The following is a 16,847-nucleotide window of genomic DNA, read 5'->3' as shown; positions in this document are numbered from 1 at the left end:
AGCCGTCTGCATATGTCTCTCATATCGCATTTCGCTTGCCTCAAAGCAAGATGCCGGATGGCAAAGGAGCCATGGCGGAGAGGCATGGCTCGATCAGCCGTTGCGCTCACGCCGCAGCTTTGCCCACCACTCCAGCCGCTTGCGAAGCTCCCGCTCGAAACCGCGCTCCGGCGGATCGTAGAAGGTCTTGCGACCCATTTTCTCCGGAAAATAATCCTGGCCGGAGAAGGCATCCGGCTCGTCGTGATCGTAACGATAGCCGTCGCCATAACCCTCGCCCTTCATCAGCTTGGTCGGGGCGTTGAGGATGTGCTTTGGCGGCAGCAGCGAGCCGTTTTCCTTGGCTGCGCGCATCGCGGATTTGTAAGCCGTATAGACTGCGTTCGATTTTGGCGCCGTGGCAAGGTAGACGCAGGCCTGCGCCAGCGCCAGTTCGCCTTCGGGCGAGCCGAGATAATCATAGGCATCCTTGGCGGCATTGCAGATGACGAGCGCCTGCGGATCGGCAAGGCCGATATCCTCCACCGCCATCCGCACCAGCCGGCGTCCAAGATACAGCGGATCTTCTCCGGCATCGAACATGCGGCAGAGATAGTAGAGCGCCGCGTCAGGGTCCGAGCCACGAACGCATTTATGCAAGGCGGAGATCAGATTGTAGTGGCCATCCTGCCCCTTGTCGTAGACGGGCGCGCGCCGCTGCACGATCTCCTGCAGCGCCGCCGCATCGAAAATCTCTTCCTTGCGCGCCGCGCGCCAAACCTCCTCCGCCAGTGTGAGCACCGCGCGACCATCGCCGTCAGCCATGCGAATGAGGCTCGCCCTGGCATCTTCGTCGAGTGGCAAGGGTCGGGCTTCGATCTCTTCAGCCCGCCCGAGCAACTCGCCCAGGCTCGCCTCGTCATGAGGCTTGAACGTCAGCACACGGGCGCGTGACAAAAGAGCGGCATTGAGCTCGAAGGACGGATTTTCCGTGGTCGCACCAACGAGGATAACGGTGCCATCCTCCATGACCGGCAGGAAGCTATCCTGCTGCGCACGGTTGAAGCGATGGATCTCGTCGACGAACAGCAGGGTTTGCCGGCCGGACATGCGACGGGCGCGCGCCGATTCGAAAACCTTCTTCAGATCGGCTACGCCGGAAAAGATCGCCGAGATCTGCTCGAAGGCGAGGCCGGCCTGCCCGGAAAGCAATCTCGCGACCGTCGTCTTGCCGGTTCCCGGCGGCCCCCAGAAGATCATCGAGCCAAGCGTGCCGGATGCAATCATGCGCGTCAGCACACCGTCTTCGCCGGTCAGGTGCCCCTGCCCGGTCACCTCGGCAAGGTTTTGCGGCCGCAGGCGATCTGCCAGCGGTCGCCTGTTCTCCATGCCCGGAGGTTCATGGGGCGAAAAGAGATCGCTCATCGGAAAAACTGTCGGATGCGCTGTCCGTCGCGTTCGATCTCGACGCGCCAGAAGGATGGATCGTCGGCGGCCAGTTTTTCGAGAGCTTCGGAGCTTTCGACCGATTCGCCATTGATGGCGACAATAATGTCTCTCGGTTGAAAGCCAAGGCGCGCAGCGGGCGAACCGCGATTGATCTGGGTGATCACCACACCGCGGACGCCGCCCGGCATATGAAGCTCATCGGCAAGGCGCGGCGAGAGATTGGCCACCACCGCACCGGCGAACGGATTGCGCCCTTCGATCAACCGTTCATCCCGCGCTGGCTTTTCCGGGGCGTCCGACAGCGCGAGCATAATCTCACGGCTGTCGCCATTGTCCGCGACCGTCAGCTTGGCGTCTTGACCGACACCGACCGTCGTCAGGCGATAGCCTAAAGCATCGGGATGCTCCACAGGAATACCATTGACCGCCAGCACCACCTCGCCGGGCCGCAAACCGGCCGTTGCCGCAGGTCCGCCTTCCACCACGGAGCTCACGAGCGCGCCGCGCGCGCGGGTCAAGCCCAGGGCCTCGGCGACTTCCGACGTCACAGGCTCGAAACTCGCACCGATATAGGGACGACGGAAGCTGCCATTGCCGCCTTCCGCGGACGCCACGAAAACTTTGGCCAGATTGGCGGGGATCGCGAAACCGACGCCGTTCGAGCCGCCACCACGCGAGAAGATCGCCGTGTTGATACCGATCAGTTCACCCTTCATGTTGATGAGGCCACCGCCGGAATTGCCGGGATTGATCGCGGCATCGGTCTGTATAAAGAAGCCGAAATCGCCAGAGACGACCTGATTGCGGGCGAGCGCCGAGACGATACCTGAGGTCACCGTCTGGCCGACGCCAAAGGGATTGCCGATCGCCAGCACCAGATCGCCCACCTCCACCGCATCGGAATTGCCAAAGGGAACCGTGTCGAACGGGCCGTCCGATTCAATCTTCAGCACGGCCAAATCGAGCCGATCGTCTTTCAACATTACCTTGCTGGCAAATTCGCGGCCATCGGCCAGCGCCACCTTGATATCGTCGGCGCCTTCGATGACGTGGTTGTTGGTGACCACAATGCCGTTCTGCCCGACAATCACGCCCGAGCCGAGCGAGGACTGTTTTTCAGAACGGTTCGGCATCCGCTGGCCGAAGAACTGTTCGAAGAAGGGATCGCCGGAAAACAGCGAGCGGCCCTCGACCGTCTTTTCCGCATAGACATTCACCACAGCATTCGCGGTCTGCTTGACGAGCGGGGCGAAGGACAGCTGCATCTCGACATGGCTTTGCGGAACAGCCTTCTGGACGTCCGCCGCACTGGTCTGGGCGGTGCCGGTTTCCGGCTGGAAGACAAAAGCGAGAACGGCCAGGCCGGCCACCGCGGACAACGCGAGAGCAAGGGTTTTACGGGTCATGAGAACCTGCTGGAATCGGTCATGGGAACAAAGAGATAGGTCTTCATGGCTAAAATGCAAAGACGGCGGAACCGTGAAGATGTCGAACCCTTATACATGCGCTAATTTTCAGGCGCAAAACGCAAAACAGCCGGGCTTTCGGCCCGGCTGTCTGCATTTCCGAAGATCGGAAAATATCAAGCGGCTTCGGCAGCTTCTGCTTCGGCAGCAACGCGGGCCAGATCCTTGGCACCCTTTGCGGCCGGGTCGCGGTCAACGAATTCGATGACAGCGAGAGCGGCATTGTCGCCGTGACGGTAGCCTGCCTTCATGATGCGAAGGTAACCGCCGTTGCGGGTTGCGTAACGCGAAGCAATCGCGTCGAACAGCTTGGCAACAACAGCAACGTCGCGGATCTGCGAGATGGCCTGACGACGAGCGTGCAGGTCGCCGCGCTTGCCGAGGGTTACGAGCTTCTCGACGATCGGACGGATTTCCTTTGCCTTCGGCAGGGTCGTTACGATCTGCTCATGCTCGATGAGCGAAGCAGCCATGTTGGCAAACATTGCCTTGCGGTGGCTGGCGGTTCTATTGAGCTTGCGGCCGGCTTTCTGGTGGCGCATTGCTATTCTCCTTTAAGTGCAGGCGACCTTTTCTCTCAAGGCCCTGCCGTTTCCTGGCACATACAGGTCTGCGACCTGCTGTTTGACTGGGAAAGGCAAGTTACACCTGCCTTTTGTTTGTTCAGTACTGATCTTCGTAGCGCTTGGCGAGATCTTCGATGTTCTCGGGCGGCCATGCAGGCACTTCCATGCCGAGGTGCAGACCCATGGAAGCGAGAACTTCCTTGATTTCGTTGAGCGACTTGCGGCCAAAGTTCGGAGTGCGAAGCATTTCGGCTTCGGTCTTCTGAATGAGGTCGCCGATATAGACGATGTTGTCGTTCTTCAGGCAGTTCGCCGAACGGACGGAAAGTTCCAGTTCGTCGACCTTCTTGAGGAGCGCCGGGTTGAAGGCCAGTTCGGTAACGGCTTCTTCTTCGGCTTCCTTCTGCGGCTCGTCGAAATTGACGAAGACGCCGAGCTGGTCCTGAAGGATGCGGGCCGCGAAAGCGACTGCATCTTCACCGGTGACGGAACCGTCGGTCTCGATCTGCATGGACAGCTTGTCGTAGTCGAGAACCTGGCCTTCGCGGGTGTTTTCCACCTTGTAGGACACTTTCTTGACCGGCGAATACAGGCTGTCGACCGGGATGAGGCCGATCGGAGCATCTTCCGAACGGTTGCGGTCGGCCGGCACGTAGCCCTTGCCGTTGTTGACGGTGAACTCCATGCGGATCTCGGCGCCCTCGTCGAGGGTGCAGATCACATGGTTCGGGTTGAGGATTTCGATATCGCCAACCGTCTGAATATCACCGGCGGTAACAACGCCCGGACCCTGCTTGCGCACGACCATGCGCTTTGCGTCGTCGCCATCCATCTTGATGGCGATTTCCTTGATGTTGAGCACGATGTCCGTCACATCTTCCCGAACGCCGGGGATGGAGGAGAACTCGTGCAGGACGCCGTCGATCTGGACTGCGGTAACCGCAGCGCCACGAAGCGACGACAGAAGAACGCGACGAAGCGCGTTGCCGAGGGTCAGACCGAAGCCACGCTCAAGCGGCTCGGCAACAAGGCTTACCTTGGTGCGGCCGGAAGAGGAGAACTCGACCTTGTTCGGCTTGATGAGTTCCTGCCAGTTTTTCTGAATCATGTGTTTTGCCTTCCGTTCGTTGCCACCATTCTATCGTGGCAACCGAGCCCTGAAGCACCGGAGGAAGTAACCCTCCCCCGGCCGACGAAGTGAATGATCAGACGCGGCGCTTCTTGCGCGGACGGCAACCGTTGTGCGGGATCGGCGTGACGTCACGGATCGAGGTGATCATGAAGCCGGCAGCCTGCAGAGCGCGCAGAGCCGATTCACGGCCGGAACCCGGGCCGCAAACTTCAACTTCGAGCGTCTTCATGCCATGTTCCTGCGCCTTCTTGGCAGCATCTTCGGCAGCGATCTGGGCAGCAAACGGGGTCGACTTGCGCGAACCCTTGAAGCCCTTCGAACCAGCAGACGACCAGGCAATCGCGTTGCCCTGTGCGTCGGTGATGGTGATCATGGTGTTGTTGAACGAGGAGTTGACGTGAGCAACGCCCGTCGAAATGTTCTTACGTTCGCGACGGCGAACGCGGGTGGCTTCCTTGGCCATGGTATTACCTTTCGTTGATCTCTGCACCGCCGTAGTTCCAGCGGCTCCACCGGAAGAGCTCCAAAGAGCCCCACCTGAATTCCAGTCTTTACGCAATCCGAACGAGAGGTCTGCGCGGCGATATCGTCACTGCCGTAATGCCAGCAGCTCCACCGGGAGGGGCATTCTGGACGCCCCTTCCGAAACTACAAAAAGAGGCCGGCGCCGAGCACCAGCCTCTCCTTTTCCCCTGAAGGGAAATTACTTCTTCTTGCCAGCAATCGCCTTTGCCGGACCCTTGCGGGTGCGGGCATTGGTGTGCGTGCGCTGACCGCGAACCGGCAGCGAGCGGCGATGACGCAGACCGCGGTAGCAGCCGAGGTCCATCAGACGCTTGATGTTCATCGAGGTCTCGCGACGCAGGTCACCTTCGACCTGATAGTCACGGTCGATGGCTTCACGGATCTGCAGGACTTCCGAGTCCGTCAGCTGATGGACGCGCTTGTCAGCCGGAAGGCCGACCTTTTCCATGATTTCCTGCGCAAATTTCGGACCGATCCCGTGAATGTAGGTCAGCGCGATAACTACGCGCTTTGCAGTCGGGATGTTGACGCCAGCGATACGAGCCACGCCTGTTCTCCTTGCTTCCAGTTGCCGTCCGGCAATAGGTACTTCGTTATCCAGCCACAAAGGACTGACCGTTAAGTTGATGTTCGGAACACGTCAAAAAGATCGCACCCGGACTTCGTCTCGAAATCCGCGCCGATCCCTGCATGTTGCGAGTTAGCGCGGTGTTTGACGGAATCGACTGTAAAAGTCAACTCCCGTCACTTGCTTTTTGGGCTCACCCGAAGGGTCAGCCCAGGATTTTCTCGATCTCGCGGGTAACAACCCCGACATCAGCCATGCCATCAACAGTCTTCAACTGACCGGTCGAGGCATAATGCTGCGAAAGCGGCGCCGTCTTCTCGCGATATTCCACGAGACGCTTCTTCACCGATTCCGGATTATCGTCGGAACGAACCTTGCCACCTGCGGCGAGGGTTTCTGCTACACGATTCTCGATGCGTTTCAAAAGCGCTTCTTCATCGACCTTCAGCTCAATCACGGCATCGAGCGTCAGCCCCTTGCCTTCGAGCATCTTCGCCAGAGCGACAGCCTGGGGGACTGTGCGCGGATAGCCGTCAAGAATGAACCCCGCAGCACAGTCCGGCTGATCGATTCGATCGGAAACGATCTCGTTGACGATCTCGTCGGAAACCAGCTGCCCCGCATCCATCACGGCCTTGGCGCGCTTGCCAACTTCGCTCTGCTCGGCAACGGCCGCACGCAGCATGTCGCCGGTGGAAAGCTGCGGAATGTTGTACTTTTCCGTCAGCAGCTTTGCCTGCGTGCCCTTACCGGCACCCGGCGGCCCCAAAAATATCAGTCTCATCGTCCCCTCTTCCCTCCACGCAGCTTCGACTTCTTGATCAGCCCCTCATACTGCTGAGCAATAAGGTGACCCTGAACCTGTGCTACAGTATCAAGGGTGACGCTGACAACAATCAAAAGCGACGTACCACCAAGGTAGAACGGCACGCCGGTCTGCGCGATGAGAACTTCAGGCAGAATGCAGACGAACATCAGATAGAGAGCACCGACAACGGTGATGCGCGTCAGGACGTAATCAATGTATTCAGCGGTGCGCTCGCCCGGACGAATGCCCAGGATGAAGCCGCCATGCTTCTTCAGGTTATCGGCCGTATCCTTCGGGTTGAACACGATCGCCGTGTAGAAGAAGGCGAAGAACGCAATCATTGCGCCGTACAGCACCATGTAAAGCGGCTGGCCATGGCCAAGGGCGGCGACGACGGTCGTTGCCCAGCCGGGAAGCGATGCGCTGTTTGCAAAACCCGCGAGGGTCGCCGGCAGAAGCAGCAGCGAGGACGCGAAAATTGCAGGGATGACGCCGGCGGTGTTCAGCTTCAGCGGCAGGTGCGACGTATCGCCCTGGAACATGCGGTTGCCCACTTGCCGCTTCGGATACTGGATCAGAAGCCGGCGCTGGGCGCGCTCGACGAAGACGATCAGCGCGATTACGGCGACGACCATGACGATGATCGCGAGAATCAGCGGGGTCGAAAGAGCGCCGGTGCGGCCGAGTTCGAGGGTGCCGGCGAGAGCCGTCGGCAGATGTGCGACGATACCGGCGAAGATGATCAGCGAAATACCGTTGCCGATACCGCGCGAGGTGATCTGCTCGCCAAGCCACATCAGGAACATCGTGCCGCCGAGCAGCGAGATGACCGTGGAAATCTTGAAGAACCAGCCGGGATCGACGACGAGACCGTTTCCGCTCTCAAGTCCGACCGCGATGCCGTAGGCCTGCAGCGTTCCGAGAAGAACCGTGCCGTAGCGGGTGTACTGGTTGATGATCTTGCGGCCCTGCTCGCCTTCCTTCTTCAGCTGCTCCAGCGAAGGAACGACCGAGGTCATCAGCTGAACGATGATGGAGGCGGAAATATAGGGCATGATCCCGAGGGCGAAGATCGCCATGCGCTCGACGGCGCCACCGGAGAACATGTTGAAAAGACCGAGGATGCCGCCGCTCTGGCCCTGAAAGGCCTGGGCAAACGCATCAGGGTTGAGGCCGGGCAACGGGATATAGGTGCCGAGGCGATACACCAGCAGCGCACCAAGGGTGAACCAGAGGCGTTTCTTCAGATCCTCTGCCTTGGCAAAGGTCGAGAAGTTCAGGTTGGAGGCGAGCTGTTCCGCTGCAGAAGCCATGCAATTCTCCGCGTAGCCTATCGGAACCCGCGGAACGAACCGGTTGCTCCGGAAAAGCTAAATTTTGTGGTTGGAAACCGGCGCGAAAACGACTGCGACTGCAATCATGGGCCCACGAGGTCTCCGTTCAATGCGTTACGGCTTATCCTGCCGCATTTTCGGTGAGGGCTCACATATGGGAGCAAAACCGCCCGGTGTGAAGCACCCCGGGCGGTTCTCAAAGCAAATTATTCAGCAGCGCCCGAAAGCAGCTTGATGGAGCCGCCAGCCTTTTCGATCTTTTCGATCGCAGACTTGGAAGCACCGGCAACTTCGAGCGAAACCTTCGCCGTCAGTTCGCCATCGGCCAGAACGCGAACGCCATCCTTGGCGCGGCGGATAACGCCGGCAGCCGTCAGGGCAGCAGCATCGATCGCGGCGGAAGCGTCAAGCTTCTTGGCGTCGATTGCAGTCTGGATGCGGCCGAGCGACACGACAACAAAATCCGCACGGAAGATGTTGTTGAAGCCGCGCTTCGGCAGACGACGGTAGATTGGCATCTGACCGCCTTCGAAGCCGTTGATCGCAACGCCCGAACGAGCCTTCTGACCCTTGACACCGCGACCACCGGTCTTGCCGGAGCCCGAGCCGATACCGCGGCCGAGGCGCTTGCGGTTCTTGGTCGAGCCTTCGTTGTCCTTGATTTCATTCAGTTTCATGACTGTATCCCCCTCACTTCTCGTCGACGACGCGAACGAGGTGCTGGATCGACCGGATCATGCCGCGTACAGACGGCGTGTCTTCCAGAGTACGAACCCGGTGCATCTTGTTGAGGCCGAGACCGATCAGCGTCTGGCGCTGAATGGCTGGGCGGCGAATGGGGCTACCGATCTGTTCGACGGTAACCGTCTTCTTTGCGGTTTCTTTCTTGGCCATGGTTCAGGCTCCCTTATTCTTCGGAAGCAACGCCGGCGGACGCACGACGAGCCTGAAGCGTGGCAAACTTCATGCCGCGCTGTGCTGCGATGTCCTTCGGGTGCATCTGGTTCTTGAGGGCGTCGAACGTGGCGCGGATCATGTTGTACGGGTTCGACGAACCGGTCGACTTTGCAACGACGTCGTGCATGCCGAGGGTTTCGAAGACAGCGCGCATCGGACCACCAGCGATGATACCGGTACCGGGCTTTGCAGCGCGGAGGAGTACCTTGCCGGCGCCGTGGCGGCCGTGAACGTCATGATGCAGCGTACGGCCGGAGCGCAGCGGAACGAAAATCAGTTCGCGCTTGGCAGCTTCGGTGGCCTTACGGATAGCTTCCGGCACTTCGCGTGCCTTGCCATGACCGAAGCCTACGCGGCCCTTCTGGTCGCCAACGACGACGAGAGCAGCAAAGCCGAAACGACGGCCGCCCTTGACGACTTTTGCGACGCGGTTGATGGCGACGAGCTTATCGACGAATTCGCTGTCGCGCTCCTCGCGGTTCTGGCGGTCTTCGCGAGAACCTCTTTTTTCTTGTGCCATTGTCCTTTTCCTTTTTCTTTTCCGGGTGCAATCGGCAGATTGACAAAAGTCGCTTCGGTGCAAGACCGAAGCGACCGGGGTCTTTACAGCGCCGCGCGTCGCAGACGCGCTTGTGGGCGCTGTAACACTTTGAGTTCCGCTTAATCTTATCCTGAAACCGCCGGGCGATTTCAGGAATTAAGCGGTCCAAGCAACTTCACTAAGTCCAGACACGAATGCCTGAAAAGTTGCATTAGAAGTTCAGACCGCCTTCGCGGGCTGCCTCGGCGAGCGCCTTGACGCGGCCGTGATAGATGAAGGCGCCACGGTCAAAGACGACATCCTTGACACCAGCCTTCGAAGCGCGCTCGGCGAGAAGCTTGCCGACGGCTGCAGCAGCTGCTGCATCGGCGCCAGTCTTCAGCGAAGAGCGGAGATCCGTATCGAGGGTCGAGGCGGACGCGAGCGTCTTGCCTGCAACGTCATCGATAACCTGAGCGTAGATGTTCTTCGACGAGCGATGAACCGACAGGCGCGGACGACCGTTGGCAACGGCCTTGATTTGACGGCGCACGCGAGCGGCGCGACGCACAAGTGTATCTTTCCTTGTAGCCATTTCGCGTGATCCTTACTTCTTCTTGCCTTCTTTGCGGACAATCCGCTCGCCGGCATACTTGACGCCCTTGCCCTTGTAGGGCTCGGGACCGCGGTATTCGCGGATTTCCGCTGCAACCTGGCCGACCTGCTGCTTGTTGATGCCGGTGACGACGATTTCCGTCGGCTTCGGCACAGCAATGGTGATGCCTTCCGGCGTCTGGTAGACGACGTCATGGCTGAAGCCGAGTGCCAGCTGCAGGTTCTTGCCCTGCATGGAAGCGCGGTAACCGACGCCGTTGATTTCGAGCTTGCGCTCGTAACCGTCCTTGACGCCCTTGAAGATGTTTTCGATCATCGTGCGGGACATGCCCCACTTCGAGCGAGCATCCTTGGACTGGTCAACCGGGGAAACAGCAACAGCGCCGTCTTCCAGCTTTACGATAACTTCGTCGTTTGCGACGAAGAAGAGTTCGCCCTTCGGGCCCTTTGCCGTCACCTTCTGTCCATCGACAGTCGCGGTGACACCAGCGGGAACCTGAACGGGCTTCTTACCGATACGAGACATTGTTTTACCCTGTCTGTCCGTTATGGAGATCCTTGCGCCGTATTAGAATACGGAGCAAAGAACCTCGCCACCAACGTTCTGTTCGCGTGCCTGGTGATCAGCCATCACACCCTTCGGAGTCGAAAGGATGGTGATGCCGAGACCGTTCGCGACCTGCGGAATGGACTTGACCGAGACATAAACTCGGCGGCCCGGCTTGGAGACGCGGCCGATCTCACGGATCACGGACGCACCTTCATAGTACTTGAGTTCGATGTTCAGCTCGGACTTGCCGTTGCCGAATTCGACTTCGGAGTAGCCGCGGATGTAACCTTCAGCCTGAAGGACATCCAGAACGCGCGCGCGCAGCTTCGAAGCCGGCGTCGAAACGCTGGACTTGCGACGGGCAGCGCCGTTGCGGATACGGGTGAGCATATCGCCCAGGGGATCAGTCATTGCCATGTGCCCAGCTCCTTACCAGCTCGACTTCACAACGCCCGGCACGCGGCCGAAGTTGCCAAGTTCACGAAGCGCGATACGCGACATCTTGAGTTTACGATAGTAAGCGCGCGGACGACCGGTGACTTCGCAACGGTTGCGTACGCGGGTCTTCGAACCATCGCGCGGGAGGGAGGCCAGCTTCAGAGTTGCCTTGAACCGCTCTTCGATCGGAAGAGACTGGTTCATGATGATCGCCTTCAGGGCAGCCCGCTTGGGTGCCTGGCCTGCGACCAACTTGCGGCGGCGCTTGTTCTTTTCAACTGCGCTCGTTTTCGCCATAAAACTTATCCTTCTGCTTGTCGTTACGGCTTACTGGCGGAACGGGAAGTTGAACTCTGTGAGCAGAGCGCGTGCTTCGTCGTCGTTGGTAGCCGTCGTGCAAACGATGATGTCCATGCCCCACATCTGATCAACCTTGTCGTAGTTGATCTCCGGGAACACAATGTGTTCCTTGATGCCCATGGCGAAGTTGCCACGGCCGTCAAAGGACTTCGGGTTGAGGCCACGGAAGTCGCGAACGCGCGGAAGAGCGATGTTCACGAGACGATCGAGGAACTCATACATGCGTGCGCCGCGCAGGGTAACCTTCGCGCCGATCGGCATGCCTTCGCGCAGCTTGAAGCCGGCGATGGAGTTGCGAGCCTTGGTGATGACCGGCTTCTGACCTGCGATAGCAGCGAGGTCGGCAGCAGCAACCGTGGGCTTCTTGGAGTCGGCAGTCGACTCACCAACGCCCATGTTGATGACGATCTTGTCAAGACGCGGGATCTGCATGACGTTGGCGTAGGAGAACTTCTCCTGCATGGCCGAACGGATGCGGTCCGTGTATTCCTTCTTGAGCCGGGGCTCGTAATTCTTATCAGCCATCGATCACTTCTCCCGAACGCTTGGCCACGCGGACCTTTTTGCCGTCTTCAAGAACCTTGAAGCCAACGCGGGTCGGCTTGCCGTCCTTGTCAGCAACCGCGAGGTTGGACAGGTGTACGGAAGCTTCCTTGCTGATGATACCGGCTTCCTGGCTCTGGGTCTGGCGCTGGTGACGCTTCACCAGGTTCACACCACGAACAACCGCACGGTCTTCCTTGGGGAGAACCTGCAGCACTTCACCGGTGCGGCCCTTGTCCTTGCCGGTCAAAACGACGACCTTGTCGCCCTTGCGAATCTTTTGCATCTCTGTCGCTCCCTTAGAGTACTTCTGGAGCCAGCGAGATGATCTTCATGTGGTTCTTGGCGCGCAGTTCGCGCGGAACCGGTCCGAAGATACGGGTGCCGATCGGCTCTTTCTTGTTATCGATAAGAACAGCTGCGTTGTTATCGAAGCGGATGACGCTGCCGTCCGGACGACGAATGTCCTTGGCGGTGCGTACAACAACCGCCTTCATAACATCACCCTTCTTGACGCGGCCGCGCGGAATAGCTTCCTTGATCGAAACGACGATAATGTCGCCGACCGAAGCGTACTTGCGCTTGGAACCGCCCAGCACCTTGATGCACATGACACGACGTGCGCCGGAATTATCCGCCACGTCGAGGTTTGTTTGCATCTGAATCATATCAGGTCGCCTTCTTGTTGTTACCGGACCGGTTGGGCACGCTCCATCGACGGAGAAGCCCCCTGTTCCAGCTTATGGAAATTTTGTTCGTGCGCGGGATCGATCGTTGCCAGGGTGGTTTCCTTGGTTAAAGGACCTTCCGTGCGCTCAAAGCAAAAGAACGCCCGAAGGACGAGCGTTCTGACGCTGCTTCATACAGATTTTTGCGCGGGAAGCAAGCCCCCGCGCAAGAAGTCTTAACAATTAGGACTGAGCGGACACAACGGTCCAGGTCTTGTCCTTGGAGATCGGCGCGCATTCCTCGATGGAAACGACGTCGCCGACCTTGTACTGGTTGTTTTCGTCATGCGCCTTGTACTTCTTGGACCGGCGGACGGTCTTCTGGAAGATCGGGTGCGCGAAGCGACGCTCGACACGGACCACAACGGTCTTGTCATTCTTGTCGCTGACGACAGTGCCCTGCAGAATGCGTTTCGGCATAGTTTTTTGGTCCTTAGGCCTTGGCTTCCGCCGCCTTCTGGCGGGCAATGGTTTTTACGCGGGCGATGTCCTTGCGGACTTCGTTGATTCGCGAAGACTTTTCGAGCTGGCCAGTTGCCTTCTGGAAGCGCAGGTTGAACTGCTCCTTCTTCAGCTTGGCAAGCTCTTCGTTGAGTTGATCGGCGCTCAGAGCGCGAACATCTGCAGCTTTCATGGCTTTCATCCTTACTCTGCGATGCGCTGAACGAAGCGCGTCTTAACCGAGAGCTTGGCGGAGCCGAGGCGCAGAGCCTCGCGTGCGATTTCTTCGCTGACGCCATCGATCTCAAACATCATGCGGCCGGGCTTGACCTTGCATGCCCAGTATTCGACGCCGCCCTTACCCTTACCCATGCGGACTTCGGTCGGCTTTGCGGTGACCGGAACGTCCGGGAAGACGCGGATCCATACGCGACCGGCGCGCTTCATGTAGCGGGTGATCGCGCGGCGGGCCGCTTCGATCTCACGAGCGTTGACGCGGTTCGGTTCCTGAGCCTTCAGGCCGAATTCGCCGAACGCCAGGTCGGAACCGCCCTTGGCGACGCCCTTGATGCGTCCCTTGAACTGCTTCCGGTACTTAGTACGCTTTGGCTGCAACATTTTTTTACTTCTCCAATATCGGCTGCCAGGAACGACTGTTAGGCGTTTTCACGACGGCGGTTATTGCTGCTCGGGCCCTGTGCATCGCTTTCGCTTGCGCGACGTTCGGATGCCATCGGATCGTGCTCAAGGATTTCGCCCTTGAAGATCCAGACCTTAATACCGCAGATACCGAAAGCGGTTTCTGCTTCAGCAACACCGTAATCGATGTCGGCGCGCAGCGTGTGCAACGGAACGCGACCTTCGCGGTACCATTCCGTACGGGCGATTTCTGCACCGCCGAGACGGCCTGCGCAGGTGATCTTGATGCCTTCGGCGCCAAGACGCATCGCCGACTGAACCGAACGCTTCATTGCGCGGCGGAAAGCCACGCGGCGCTCGAGCTGCTGGGCAATCGACTGGGCAACGAGCGTTGCGTCGACTTCCGGCTTACGAACTTCAACGATGTTGAGGTGCGTTTCCGAGTTGGTCATCGAAGAAATCTTCTTGCGAAGCTTTTCGATGTCAGCACCCTTCTTGCCGATGATCAGACCCGGACGAGCCGAGTGGATCGTGACGCGGCACTTCTTGTGCGGACGCTCGATGACGACCTTGGCAATGCCGGCCTGCTTGAGTTCTTCAAGCAGGTAGGCACGGATCTTCAGGTCTTCGTGAAGCAGCTGGCCGTATTCGGCGTTGTCGGCGAACCAACGGCTGTCCCACGTACGGTTGATGCCGAGGCGAAAACCGATCGGATTAATCTTCTGACCCATTATGCGGCCTCCCCTTTGGCTTCCACTTCGCGAACGACGATCGTCAGGTGTGCGAACGGCTTTTCGATACGCGATGCACGGCCACGGCCACGAGCGTGGAAACGCTTCATGGTGATGGACTTGCCAACAAAGGCTTCCGCAACGATGAGCGAGTCAACGTCGAGGTCGTGGTTGTTTTCCGCGTTTGCAATCGCCGACTCGAGGGTCTTCTTGACCGTGTCGGAGATGCGCTTGCGCGAGAATTCAAGTTCGGCCAGAGCCCGGTCGACCTTCTTGCCGCGGATCATCGCGGCAACCAGGTTGAGCTTCTGGGGGCTGACGCGGATCGTGCGCGCAACTGCTTGCGCCTCATTATCCTTCAGCCGGCGTTCGGCTTTTGCCTTGCCCATGATTACTTCCTCTTTGCCTTCTTGTCCGCACCGTGACCGTAATAGGTCCGGGTCGGAGAGAATTCACCGAATTTGTGACCGACCATGTCTTCCGACACGGAGACCGGTACATGCTTGCTACCGTTGTAGACGCCGAAGGTCAGACCGACGAACTGCGGCAGGATGGTGGAGCGACGGCTCCACATCTTGATCACTTCGTTACGACCGCCTTCACGAACCTTCTCAGCCTTCTTGAGAAGATAGCCGTCAACAAACGGACCTTTCCATACTGAACGAGCCATTGGAGACTTCCTCTCTTACTTCTTGCGCTGGTGGCGCGAACGCATGATGAACTTGTCGGTCGACTTGTTCGAACGCGTGCGCTTGCCCTTGGTCGGCTTGCCCCACGGGGTAACCGGGTGACGGCCACCGGAGGTGCGGCCTTCACCACCGCCGTGCGGGTGGTCGACCGGGTTCATGACGACGCCGCGAACGTGCGGACGCTTGCCGCGCCATACGGAGCGACCGGCCTTGCCGTCGTTGATGTTGCCATGGTCGGGGTTCGACACGGCGCCGACGGTTGCCAGGCACGAAGCATGCACGAGGCGCTGTTCACCGGAGTTCAGGCGAAGGATCGCCATGCCCTGGTCACGACCGACGAGCTGAACGTAGGTGCCGGCGGAGCGAGCGATCTGACCGCCCTTGCCCGGCTTCATTTCCACGTTGTGCACGATCGAGCCGACCGGGATGAACTGCAGCGGCATGGTGTTGCCGGGCTTGACGTCAACCTGCTTCTCGGAAGCGATGACCTTATCGCCGGCAGCGAGGCGCTGCGGAGCGAGGATGTAGGCCTGCGTGCCGTCTGCATAGTTGATCAGCGCGATGAACGCCGTACGGTTCGGGTCGTATTCCAGACGCTCTACCGTGCCTTCGATGTCGAACTTGCGACGCTTGAAGTCGACGAGACGGTAGGAACGCTTGTGACCGCCGCCCTGGAAGCGAACGGTGATGCGACCGGTGTTGTTGCGACCGCCCTTGGAGGACAGGCCTTCGGTCAGCGCCTTGACCGGCTTGCCCTTCCAGAGGCCAGACCGGTCGACGATGACCAGCTGACGCTGGCTCGGGGTCGTCGGATTGAAACTTTTCAATGCCATTTTCTTGTTCCCTTATGGGTTCTGCCCGGAGGTTCGGAACCGCGGGTTTAACCTTTAGAGTCCGGTGGAGACGTCGATGGACTGACCGTCAGCGAGCGTGACGATTGCCTTCTTGACGTCCGACTGCCGGCCAGCGAAGCCACGGAAGCGCTTGAGCTTGCCCTTGCGGACGAGCGTGTTCACAGCCGTAACCTTGACGCCGAACAGAGCTTCTACGGCAGCCTTGATTTCCGGCTTGGAAGCGCCCTTGGCGACGTTGAATACGATCTGGTTGTTGTCAGACACCATGGTCGACTTTTCGGTGATCGACGGAGAGACGATCACATCATAGTGGCGAAGATCGGTCACTTGAAACGCTCCTCTAGAGCTTCAACTGCAGCCTTCGACAGCACGAGCTTGCCGCGACGCAGAATGTCATAAACATTGATGCCCTGAACCGGCAGAACGTCCACGTTCGGGATGTTCTGTGCAGCGAGCTTGAAGTTGTTATCAAGCTCGGCGCCACCGATGATCAGCGCGTTGGTGAGGCCCAGCGAAGCGAACTGACCGGTCAGCACCTTGGTCTTTGCTTCAGCAGCAACCAGGTTGTCGACGATGATCACGTCTTCAGCGCGAAGCTTGGCGGAAAGCGCATGGCGCAGGCCCAGAGCGCGAACCTTCTTCGGCAGGTCATGGGCGTGGCTGCGAACAACCGGGCCATGAGCCTTACCACCGCCGCGGAACTGCGGTGCACGAGCCGAATGGTGACGAGCGCGACCCGTACCCTTCTGCTTGAACATCTTGGCGCCGGTGCGGGCAATTTCCGCGCGGCCCTTCGACTTGTGGGTGCCCTGCTGCTTCTTGGCGAGCTGCCAGCGAACAACGCGAGCGATGATGTCTTCGCGGGGCTCAAGGCCGAAAATCGCGTCGGACAAGGAAACCTGACCGGCTTCTTTTCCCTCGAGGGTGGTTACTTTGAGATCCATAGTCGGGCCTC

General features: G+C 59.2%; 27 protein-coding genes. All 27 read right to left on the bottom strand.

Annotated features, from left to right (window positions below):
• Positions 1-93: 93 nt before the first annotated feature.
• Positions 94-1,404 carry a replication-associated recombination protein A gene (locus BLX89_RS00770; RefSeq protein ID WP_075288749.1) on the bottom strand — a complete coding sequence of 437 codons (1,311 nt, stop codon included), beginning with the start codon at positions 1,402-1,404 and terminating at the stop codon, positions 94-96.
• Positions 1,401-2,834 (bottom strand): DegQ family serine endoprotease, encoded by a 1,434-nt coding sequence (locus BLX89_RS00765; protein ID WP_075288748.1) that lies wholly within the window; start codon positions 2,832-2,834, stop codon positions 1,401-1,403. Before BLX89_RS00765 ends, BLX89_RS00770 begins: the two co-directional genes overlap by 4 nt.
• A 176-nt stretch (positions 2,835-3,010) precedes the next feature.
• Positions 3,011-3,436, bottom strand: coding sequence for a 50S ribosomal protein L17 (rplQ, locus tag BLX89_RS00760; RefSeq protein WP_075288747.1), 426 nt, complete (start codon positions 3,434-3,436; stop codon positions 3,011-3,013).
• A gap of 121 nt (positions 3,437-3,557) precedes the next feature.
• Positions 3,558-4,568: a DNA-directed RNA polymerase subunit alpha gene (locus BLX89_RS00755; RefSeq protein WP_037100639.1), complete on the bottom strand. Its 1,011-nt coding sequence runs from the start codon at positions 4,566-4,568 to the stop codon at positions 3,558-3,560.
• Between the two features lie 97 nt (positions 4,569-4,665).
• Positions 4,666-5,055, bottom strand: a complete 390-nt coding sequence (gene rpsK / locus BLX89_RS00750) for a 30S ribosomal protein S11 (RefSeq protein ID WP_056319031.1) — start codon at positions 5,053-5,055, stop codon at positions 4,666-4,668.
• A 240-nt stretch (positions 5,056-5,295) separates the two neighbouring features.
• The gene (gene rpsM, locus BLX89_RS00745; protein WP_075288746.1) at positions 5,296-5,664 is read right to left on the bottom strand and encodes a 30S ribosomal protein S13; all 369 of its coding nucleotides are present in this window, start codon (positions 5,662-5,664) and stop codon (positions 5,296-5,298) included.
• A 226-nt stretch (positions 5,665-5,890) separates the two neighbouring features.
• On the bottom strand, positions 5,891-6,469 hold the full coding sequence (locus tag BLX89_RS00740) for an adenylate kinase (RefSeq protein WP_075288745.1): 579 nt from the start codon (positions 6,467-6,469) through the stop codon (positions 5,891-5,893).
• Positions 6,466-7,806, bottom strand: coding sequence for a preprotein translocase subunit SecY (gene secY, locus BLX89_RS00735; RefSeq protein WP_075288744.1), 1,341 nt, complete (start codon positions 7,804-7,806; stop codon positions 6,466-6,468). The genes BLX89_RS00740 and secY overlap by 4 nt, the downstream gene beginning before the upstream one ends.
• 227 nt (positions 7,807-8,033) lie before the next feature.
• Positions 8,034-8,504: a 50S ribosomal protein L15 gene (gene rplO / locus BLX89_RS00730; RefSeq protein WP_075288743.1), complete on the bottom strand. Its 471-nt coding sequence runs from the start codon at positions 8,502-8,504 to the stop codon at positions 8,034-8,036.
• 13 nt (positions 8,505-8,517) lie between these two features.
• On the bottom strand, positions 8,518-8,721 hold the full coding sequence (rpmD, locus tag BLX89_RS00725) for a 50S ribosomal protein L30 (protein ID WP_075288742.1): 204 nt from the start codon (positions 8,719-8,721) through the stop codon (positions 8,518-8,520).
• A gap of 13 nt (positions 8,722-8,734) precedes the next feature.
• Positions 8,735-9,304 carry a 30S ribosomal protein S5 gene (gene rpsE, locus BLX89_RS00720; RefSeq protein WP_075288741.1) on the bottom strand — a complete coding sequence of 190 codons (570 nt, stop codon included), beginning with the start codon at positions 9,302-9,304 and terminating at the stop codon, positions 8,735-8,737.
• 232 nt (positions 9,305-9,536) lie between these two features.
• Complete coding sequence (gene rplR, locus BLX89_RS00715; protein WP_075288740.1) at positions 9,537-9,899, bottom strand: 50S ribosomal protein L18; 363 nt, start codon at positions 9,897-9,899, stop codon at positions 9,537-9,539.
• Positions 9,900-9,911: 12 nt separating this feature from the next.
• The gene (gene rplF / locus BLX89_RS00710; protein WP_075288739.1) at positions 9,912-10,445 is read right to left on the bottom strand and encodes a 50S ribosomal protein L6; all 534 of its coding nucleotides are present in this window, start codon (positions 10,443-10,445) and stop codon (positions 9,912-9,914) included.
• Positions 10,446-10,487: 42 nt separating this feature from the next.
• Positions 10,488-10,886, bottom strand: coding sequence for a 30S ribosomal protein S8 (gene rpsH, locus BLX89_RS00705; RefSeq protein ID WP_075288738.1), 399 nt, complete (start codon positions 10,884-10,886; stop codon positions 10,488-10,490).
• Positions 10,887-10,898: 12 nt separating this feature from the next.
• Positions 10,899-11,204, bottom strand: a complete 306-nt coding sequence (rpsN, locus tag BLX89_RS00700) for a 30S ribosomal protein S14 (protein WP_075288737.1) — start codon at positions 11,202-11,204, stop codon at positions 10,899-10,901.
• Positions 11,205-11,234: 30 nt separating this feature from the next.
• Positions 11,235-11,792, bottom strand: a complete 558-nt coding sequence (gene rplE / locus BLX89_RS00695) for a 50S ribosomal protein L5 (protein WP_075288736.1) — start codon at positions 11,790-11,792, stop codon at positions 11,235-11,237.
• On the bottom strand, positions 11,785-12,096 hold the full coding sequence (gene rplX / locus BLX89_RS00690) for a 50S ribosomal protein L24 (protein WP_075288735.1): 312 nt from the start codon (positions 12,094-12,096) through the stop codon (positions 11,785-11,787). The genes rplE and rplX overlap by 8 nt, the downstream gene beginning before the upstream one ends.
• Before the next feature lie 13 nt (positions 12,097-12,109).
• Positions 12,110-12,478 (bottom strand): 50S ribosomal protein L14, encoded by a 369-nt coding sequence (rplN, locus tag BLX89_RS00685; protein WP_018328276.1) that lies wholly within the window; start codon positions 12,476-12,478, stop codon positions 12,110-12,112.
• A gap of 243 nt (positions 12,479-12,721) precedes the next feature.
• On the bottom strand, positions 12,722-12,958 hold the full coding sequence (gene rpsQ, locus BLX89_RS00680; RefSeq protein ID WP_075288734.1) for a 30S ribosomal protein S17: 237 nt from the start codon (positions 12,956-12,958) through the stop codon (positions 12,722-12,724).
• Between the two features lie 13 nt (positions 12,959-12,971).
• Entirely contained in the window at positions 12,972-13,172 is a 201-nt protein-coding gene (rpmC, locus tag BLX89_RS00675; RefSeq protein WP_056319072.1) for a 50S ribosomal protein L29, read from the bottom strand.
• Positions 13,173-13,183: 11 nt separating this feature from the next.
• On the bottom strand, positions 13,184-13,597 hold the full coding sequence (gene rplP / locus BLX89_RS00670; protein ID WP_056319074.1) for a 50S ribosomal protein L16: 414 nt from the start codon (positions 13,595-13,597) through the stop codon (positions 13,184-13,186).
• Between the two features lie 38 nt (positions 13,598-13,635).
• Entirely contained in the window at positions 13,636-14,349 is a 714-nt protein-coding gene (gene rpsC / locus BLX89_RS00665; protein ID WP_075288733.1) for a 30S ribosomal protein S3, read from the bottom strand.
• A complete protein-coding gene (gene rplV, locus BLX89_RS00660; RefSeq protein WP_075288732.1) occupies positions 14,349-14,738 on the bottom strand; it encodes a 50S ribosomal protein L22 in 390 nt (129 codons plus the stop codon). The genes rpsC and rplV overlap by 1 nt, the downstream gene beginning before the upstream one ends.
• Before the next feature lie 2 nt (positions 14,739-14,740).
• Positions 14,741-15,019, bottom strand: coding sequence for a 30S ribosomal protein S19 (gene rpsS, locus BLX89_RS00655; protein WP_018328281.1), 279 nt, complete (start codon positions 15,017-15,019; stop codon positions 14,741-14,743).
• Between the two features lie 15 nt (positions 15,020-15,034).
• The gene (rplB, locus tag BLX89_RS00650; protein WP_075288731.1) at positions 15,035-15,871 is read right to left on the bottom strand and encodes a 50S ribosomal protein L2; all 837 of its coding nucleotides are present in this window, start codon (positions 15,869-15,871) and stop codon (positions 15,035-15,037) included.
• Positions 15,872-15,925: 54 nt separating this feature from the next.
• Positions 15,926-16,219, bottom strand: coding sequence for a 50S ribosomal protein L23 (locus BLX89_RS00645; protein WP_075288730.1), 294 nt, complete (start codon positions 16,217-16,219; stop codon positions 15,926-15,928).
• Complete coding sequence (gene rplD / locus BLX89_RS00640) at positions 16,216-16,836, bottom strand: 50S ribosomal protein L4 (RefSeq protein ID WP_075288729.1); 621 nt, start codon at positions 16,834-16,836, stop codon at positions 16,216-16,218. The genes BLX89_RS00645 and rplD overlap by 4 nt, the downstream gene beginning before the upstream one ends.
• Positions 16,837-16,847 lie beyond the last annotated feature (11 nt).

It is taken from the genome of Pararhizobium arenae (assembly GCF_001931685.1).
Lineage (GTDB): Bacteria > Pseudomonadota > Alphaproteobacteria > Rhizobiales > Rhizobiaceae > Pararhizobium > Pararhizobium arenae.
The sequence above is the reverse complement of the archived record's forward strand: the minus strand, read 5'-3'. Positions and strand labels throughout refer to the sequence as shown.

What these genes read in the sequence shown, in the direction of transcription:
- rpsS (WP_018328281.1), bottom strand. Translation starts at nt 15,019, where the DNA reads ATGGCTCGTTCAGTATGGAAAGGTCCGTTTGTTGACGGCTATCTTCTC.
- BLX89_RS00740 (WP_075288745.1), bottom strand. Translation starts at nt 6,469, where the DNA reads ATGAGACTGATATTTTTGGGGCCGCCGGGTGCCGGTAAGGGCACGCAG.
- rplN (WP_018328276.1), bottom strand. Translation starts at nt 12,478, where the DNA reads ATGATTCAGATGCAAACAAACCTCGACGTGGCGGATAATTCCGGCGCA.
- rpsK (WP_056319031.1), bottom strand. Translation starts at nt 5,055, where the DNA reads ATGGCCAAGGAAGCCACCCGCGTTCGCCGTCGCGAACGTAAGAACATT.
- rplF (WP_075288739.1), bottom strand. Translation starts at nt 10,445, where the DNA reads ATGTCTCGTATCGGTAAGAAGCCCGTTCAGGTTCCCGCTGGTGTCACC.
- rplV (WP_075288732.1), bottom strand. Translation starts at nt 14,738, where the DNA reads ATGGGCAAGGCAAAAGCCGAACGCCGGCTGAAGGATAATGAGGCGCAA.
- rplR (WP_075288740.1), bottom strand. Translation starts at nt 9,899, where the DNA reads ATGGCTACAAGGAAAGATACACTTGTGCGTCGCGCCGCTCGCGTGCGC.
- rpsE (WP_075288741.1), bottom strand. Translation starts at nt 9,304, where the DNA reads ATGGCACAAGAAAAAAGAGGTTCTCGCGAAGACCGCCAGAACCGCGAG.
- rplE (WP_075288736.1), bottom strand. Translation starts at nt 11,792, where the DNA reads ATGGCTGATAAGAATTACGAGCCCCGGCTCAAGAAGGAATACACGGAC.
- BLX89_RS00755 (WP_037100639.1), bottom strand. Translation starts at nt 4,568, where the DNA reads ATGATTCAGAAAAACTGGCAGGAACTCATCAAGCCGAACAAGGTCGAG.
- rpmD (WP_075288742.1), bottom strand. Translation starts at nt 8,721, where the DNA reads ATGGCCAAGAAAGAAACCGCAAAGAAGACGGTTACCGTCGAACAGATC.
- rplB (WP_075288731.1), bottom strand. Translation starts at nt 15,871, where the DNA reads ATGGCATTGAAAAGTTTCAATCCGACGACCCCGAGCCAGCGTCAGCTG.
- rpsQ (WP_075288734.1), bottom strand. Translation starts at nt 12,958, where the DNA reads ATGCCGAAACGCATTCTGCAGGGCACTGTCGTCAGCGACAAGAATGAC.
- rpmC (WP_056319072.1), bottom strand. Translation starts at nt 13,172, where the DNA reads ATGAAAGCTGCAGATGTTCGCGCTCTGAGCGCCGATCAACTCAACGAA.
- rpsH (WP_075288738.1), bottom strand. Translation starts at nt 10,886, where the DNA reads ATGGCAATGACTGATCCCCTGGGCGATATGCTCACCCGTATCCGCAAC.
- rplX (WP_075288735.1), bottom strand. Translation starts at nt 12,096, where the DNA reads ATGCAAAAGATTCGCAAGGGCGACAAGGTCGTCGTTTTGACCGGCAAG.
- secY (WP_075288744.1), bottom strand. Translation starts at nt 7,806, where the DNA reads ATGGCTTCTGCAGCGGAACAGCTCGCCTCCAACCTGAACTTCTCGACC.
- BLX89_RS00770 (WP_075288749.1), bottom strand. Translation starts at nt 1,404, where the DNA reads ATGAGCGATCTCTTTTCGCCCCATGAACCTCCGGGCATGGAGAACAGG.
- rplD (WP_075288729.1), bottom strand. Translation starts at nt 16,836, where the DNA reads ATGGATCTCAAAGTAACCACCCTCGAGGGAAAAGAAGCCGGTCAGGTT.
- rplO (WP_075288743.1), bottom strand. Translation starts at nt 8,504, where the DNA reads ATGAAACTGAATGAAATCAAGGACAACGAAGGCTCGACCAAGAACCGC.
- BLX89_RS00765 (WP_075288748.1), bottom strand. Translation starts at nt 2,834, where the DNA reads ATGACCCGTAAAACCCTTGCTCTCGCGTTGTCCGCGGTGGCCGGCCTG.
- rpsN (WP_075288737.1), bottom strand. Translation starts at nt 11,204, where the DNA reads ATGGCGAAAACGAGCGCAGTTGAAAAGAACAAGCGCCGCCGCAAGTTG.
- rplP (WP_056319074.1), bottom strand. Translation starts at nt 13,597, where the DNA reads ATGTTGCAGCCAAAGCGTACTAAGTACCGGAAGCAGTTCAAGGGACGC.
- rplQ (WP_075288747.1), bottom strand. Translation starts at nt 3,436, where the DNA reads ATGCGCCACCAGAAAGCCGGCCGCAAGCTCAATAGAACCGCCAGCCAC.
- rpsC (WP_075288733.1), bottom strand. Translation starts at nt 14,349, where the DNA reads ATGGGTCAGAAGATTAATCCGATCGGTTTTCGCCTCGGCATCAACCGT.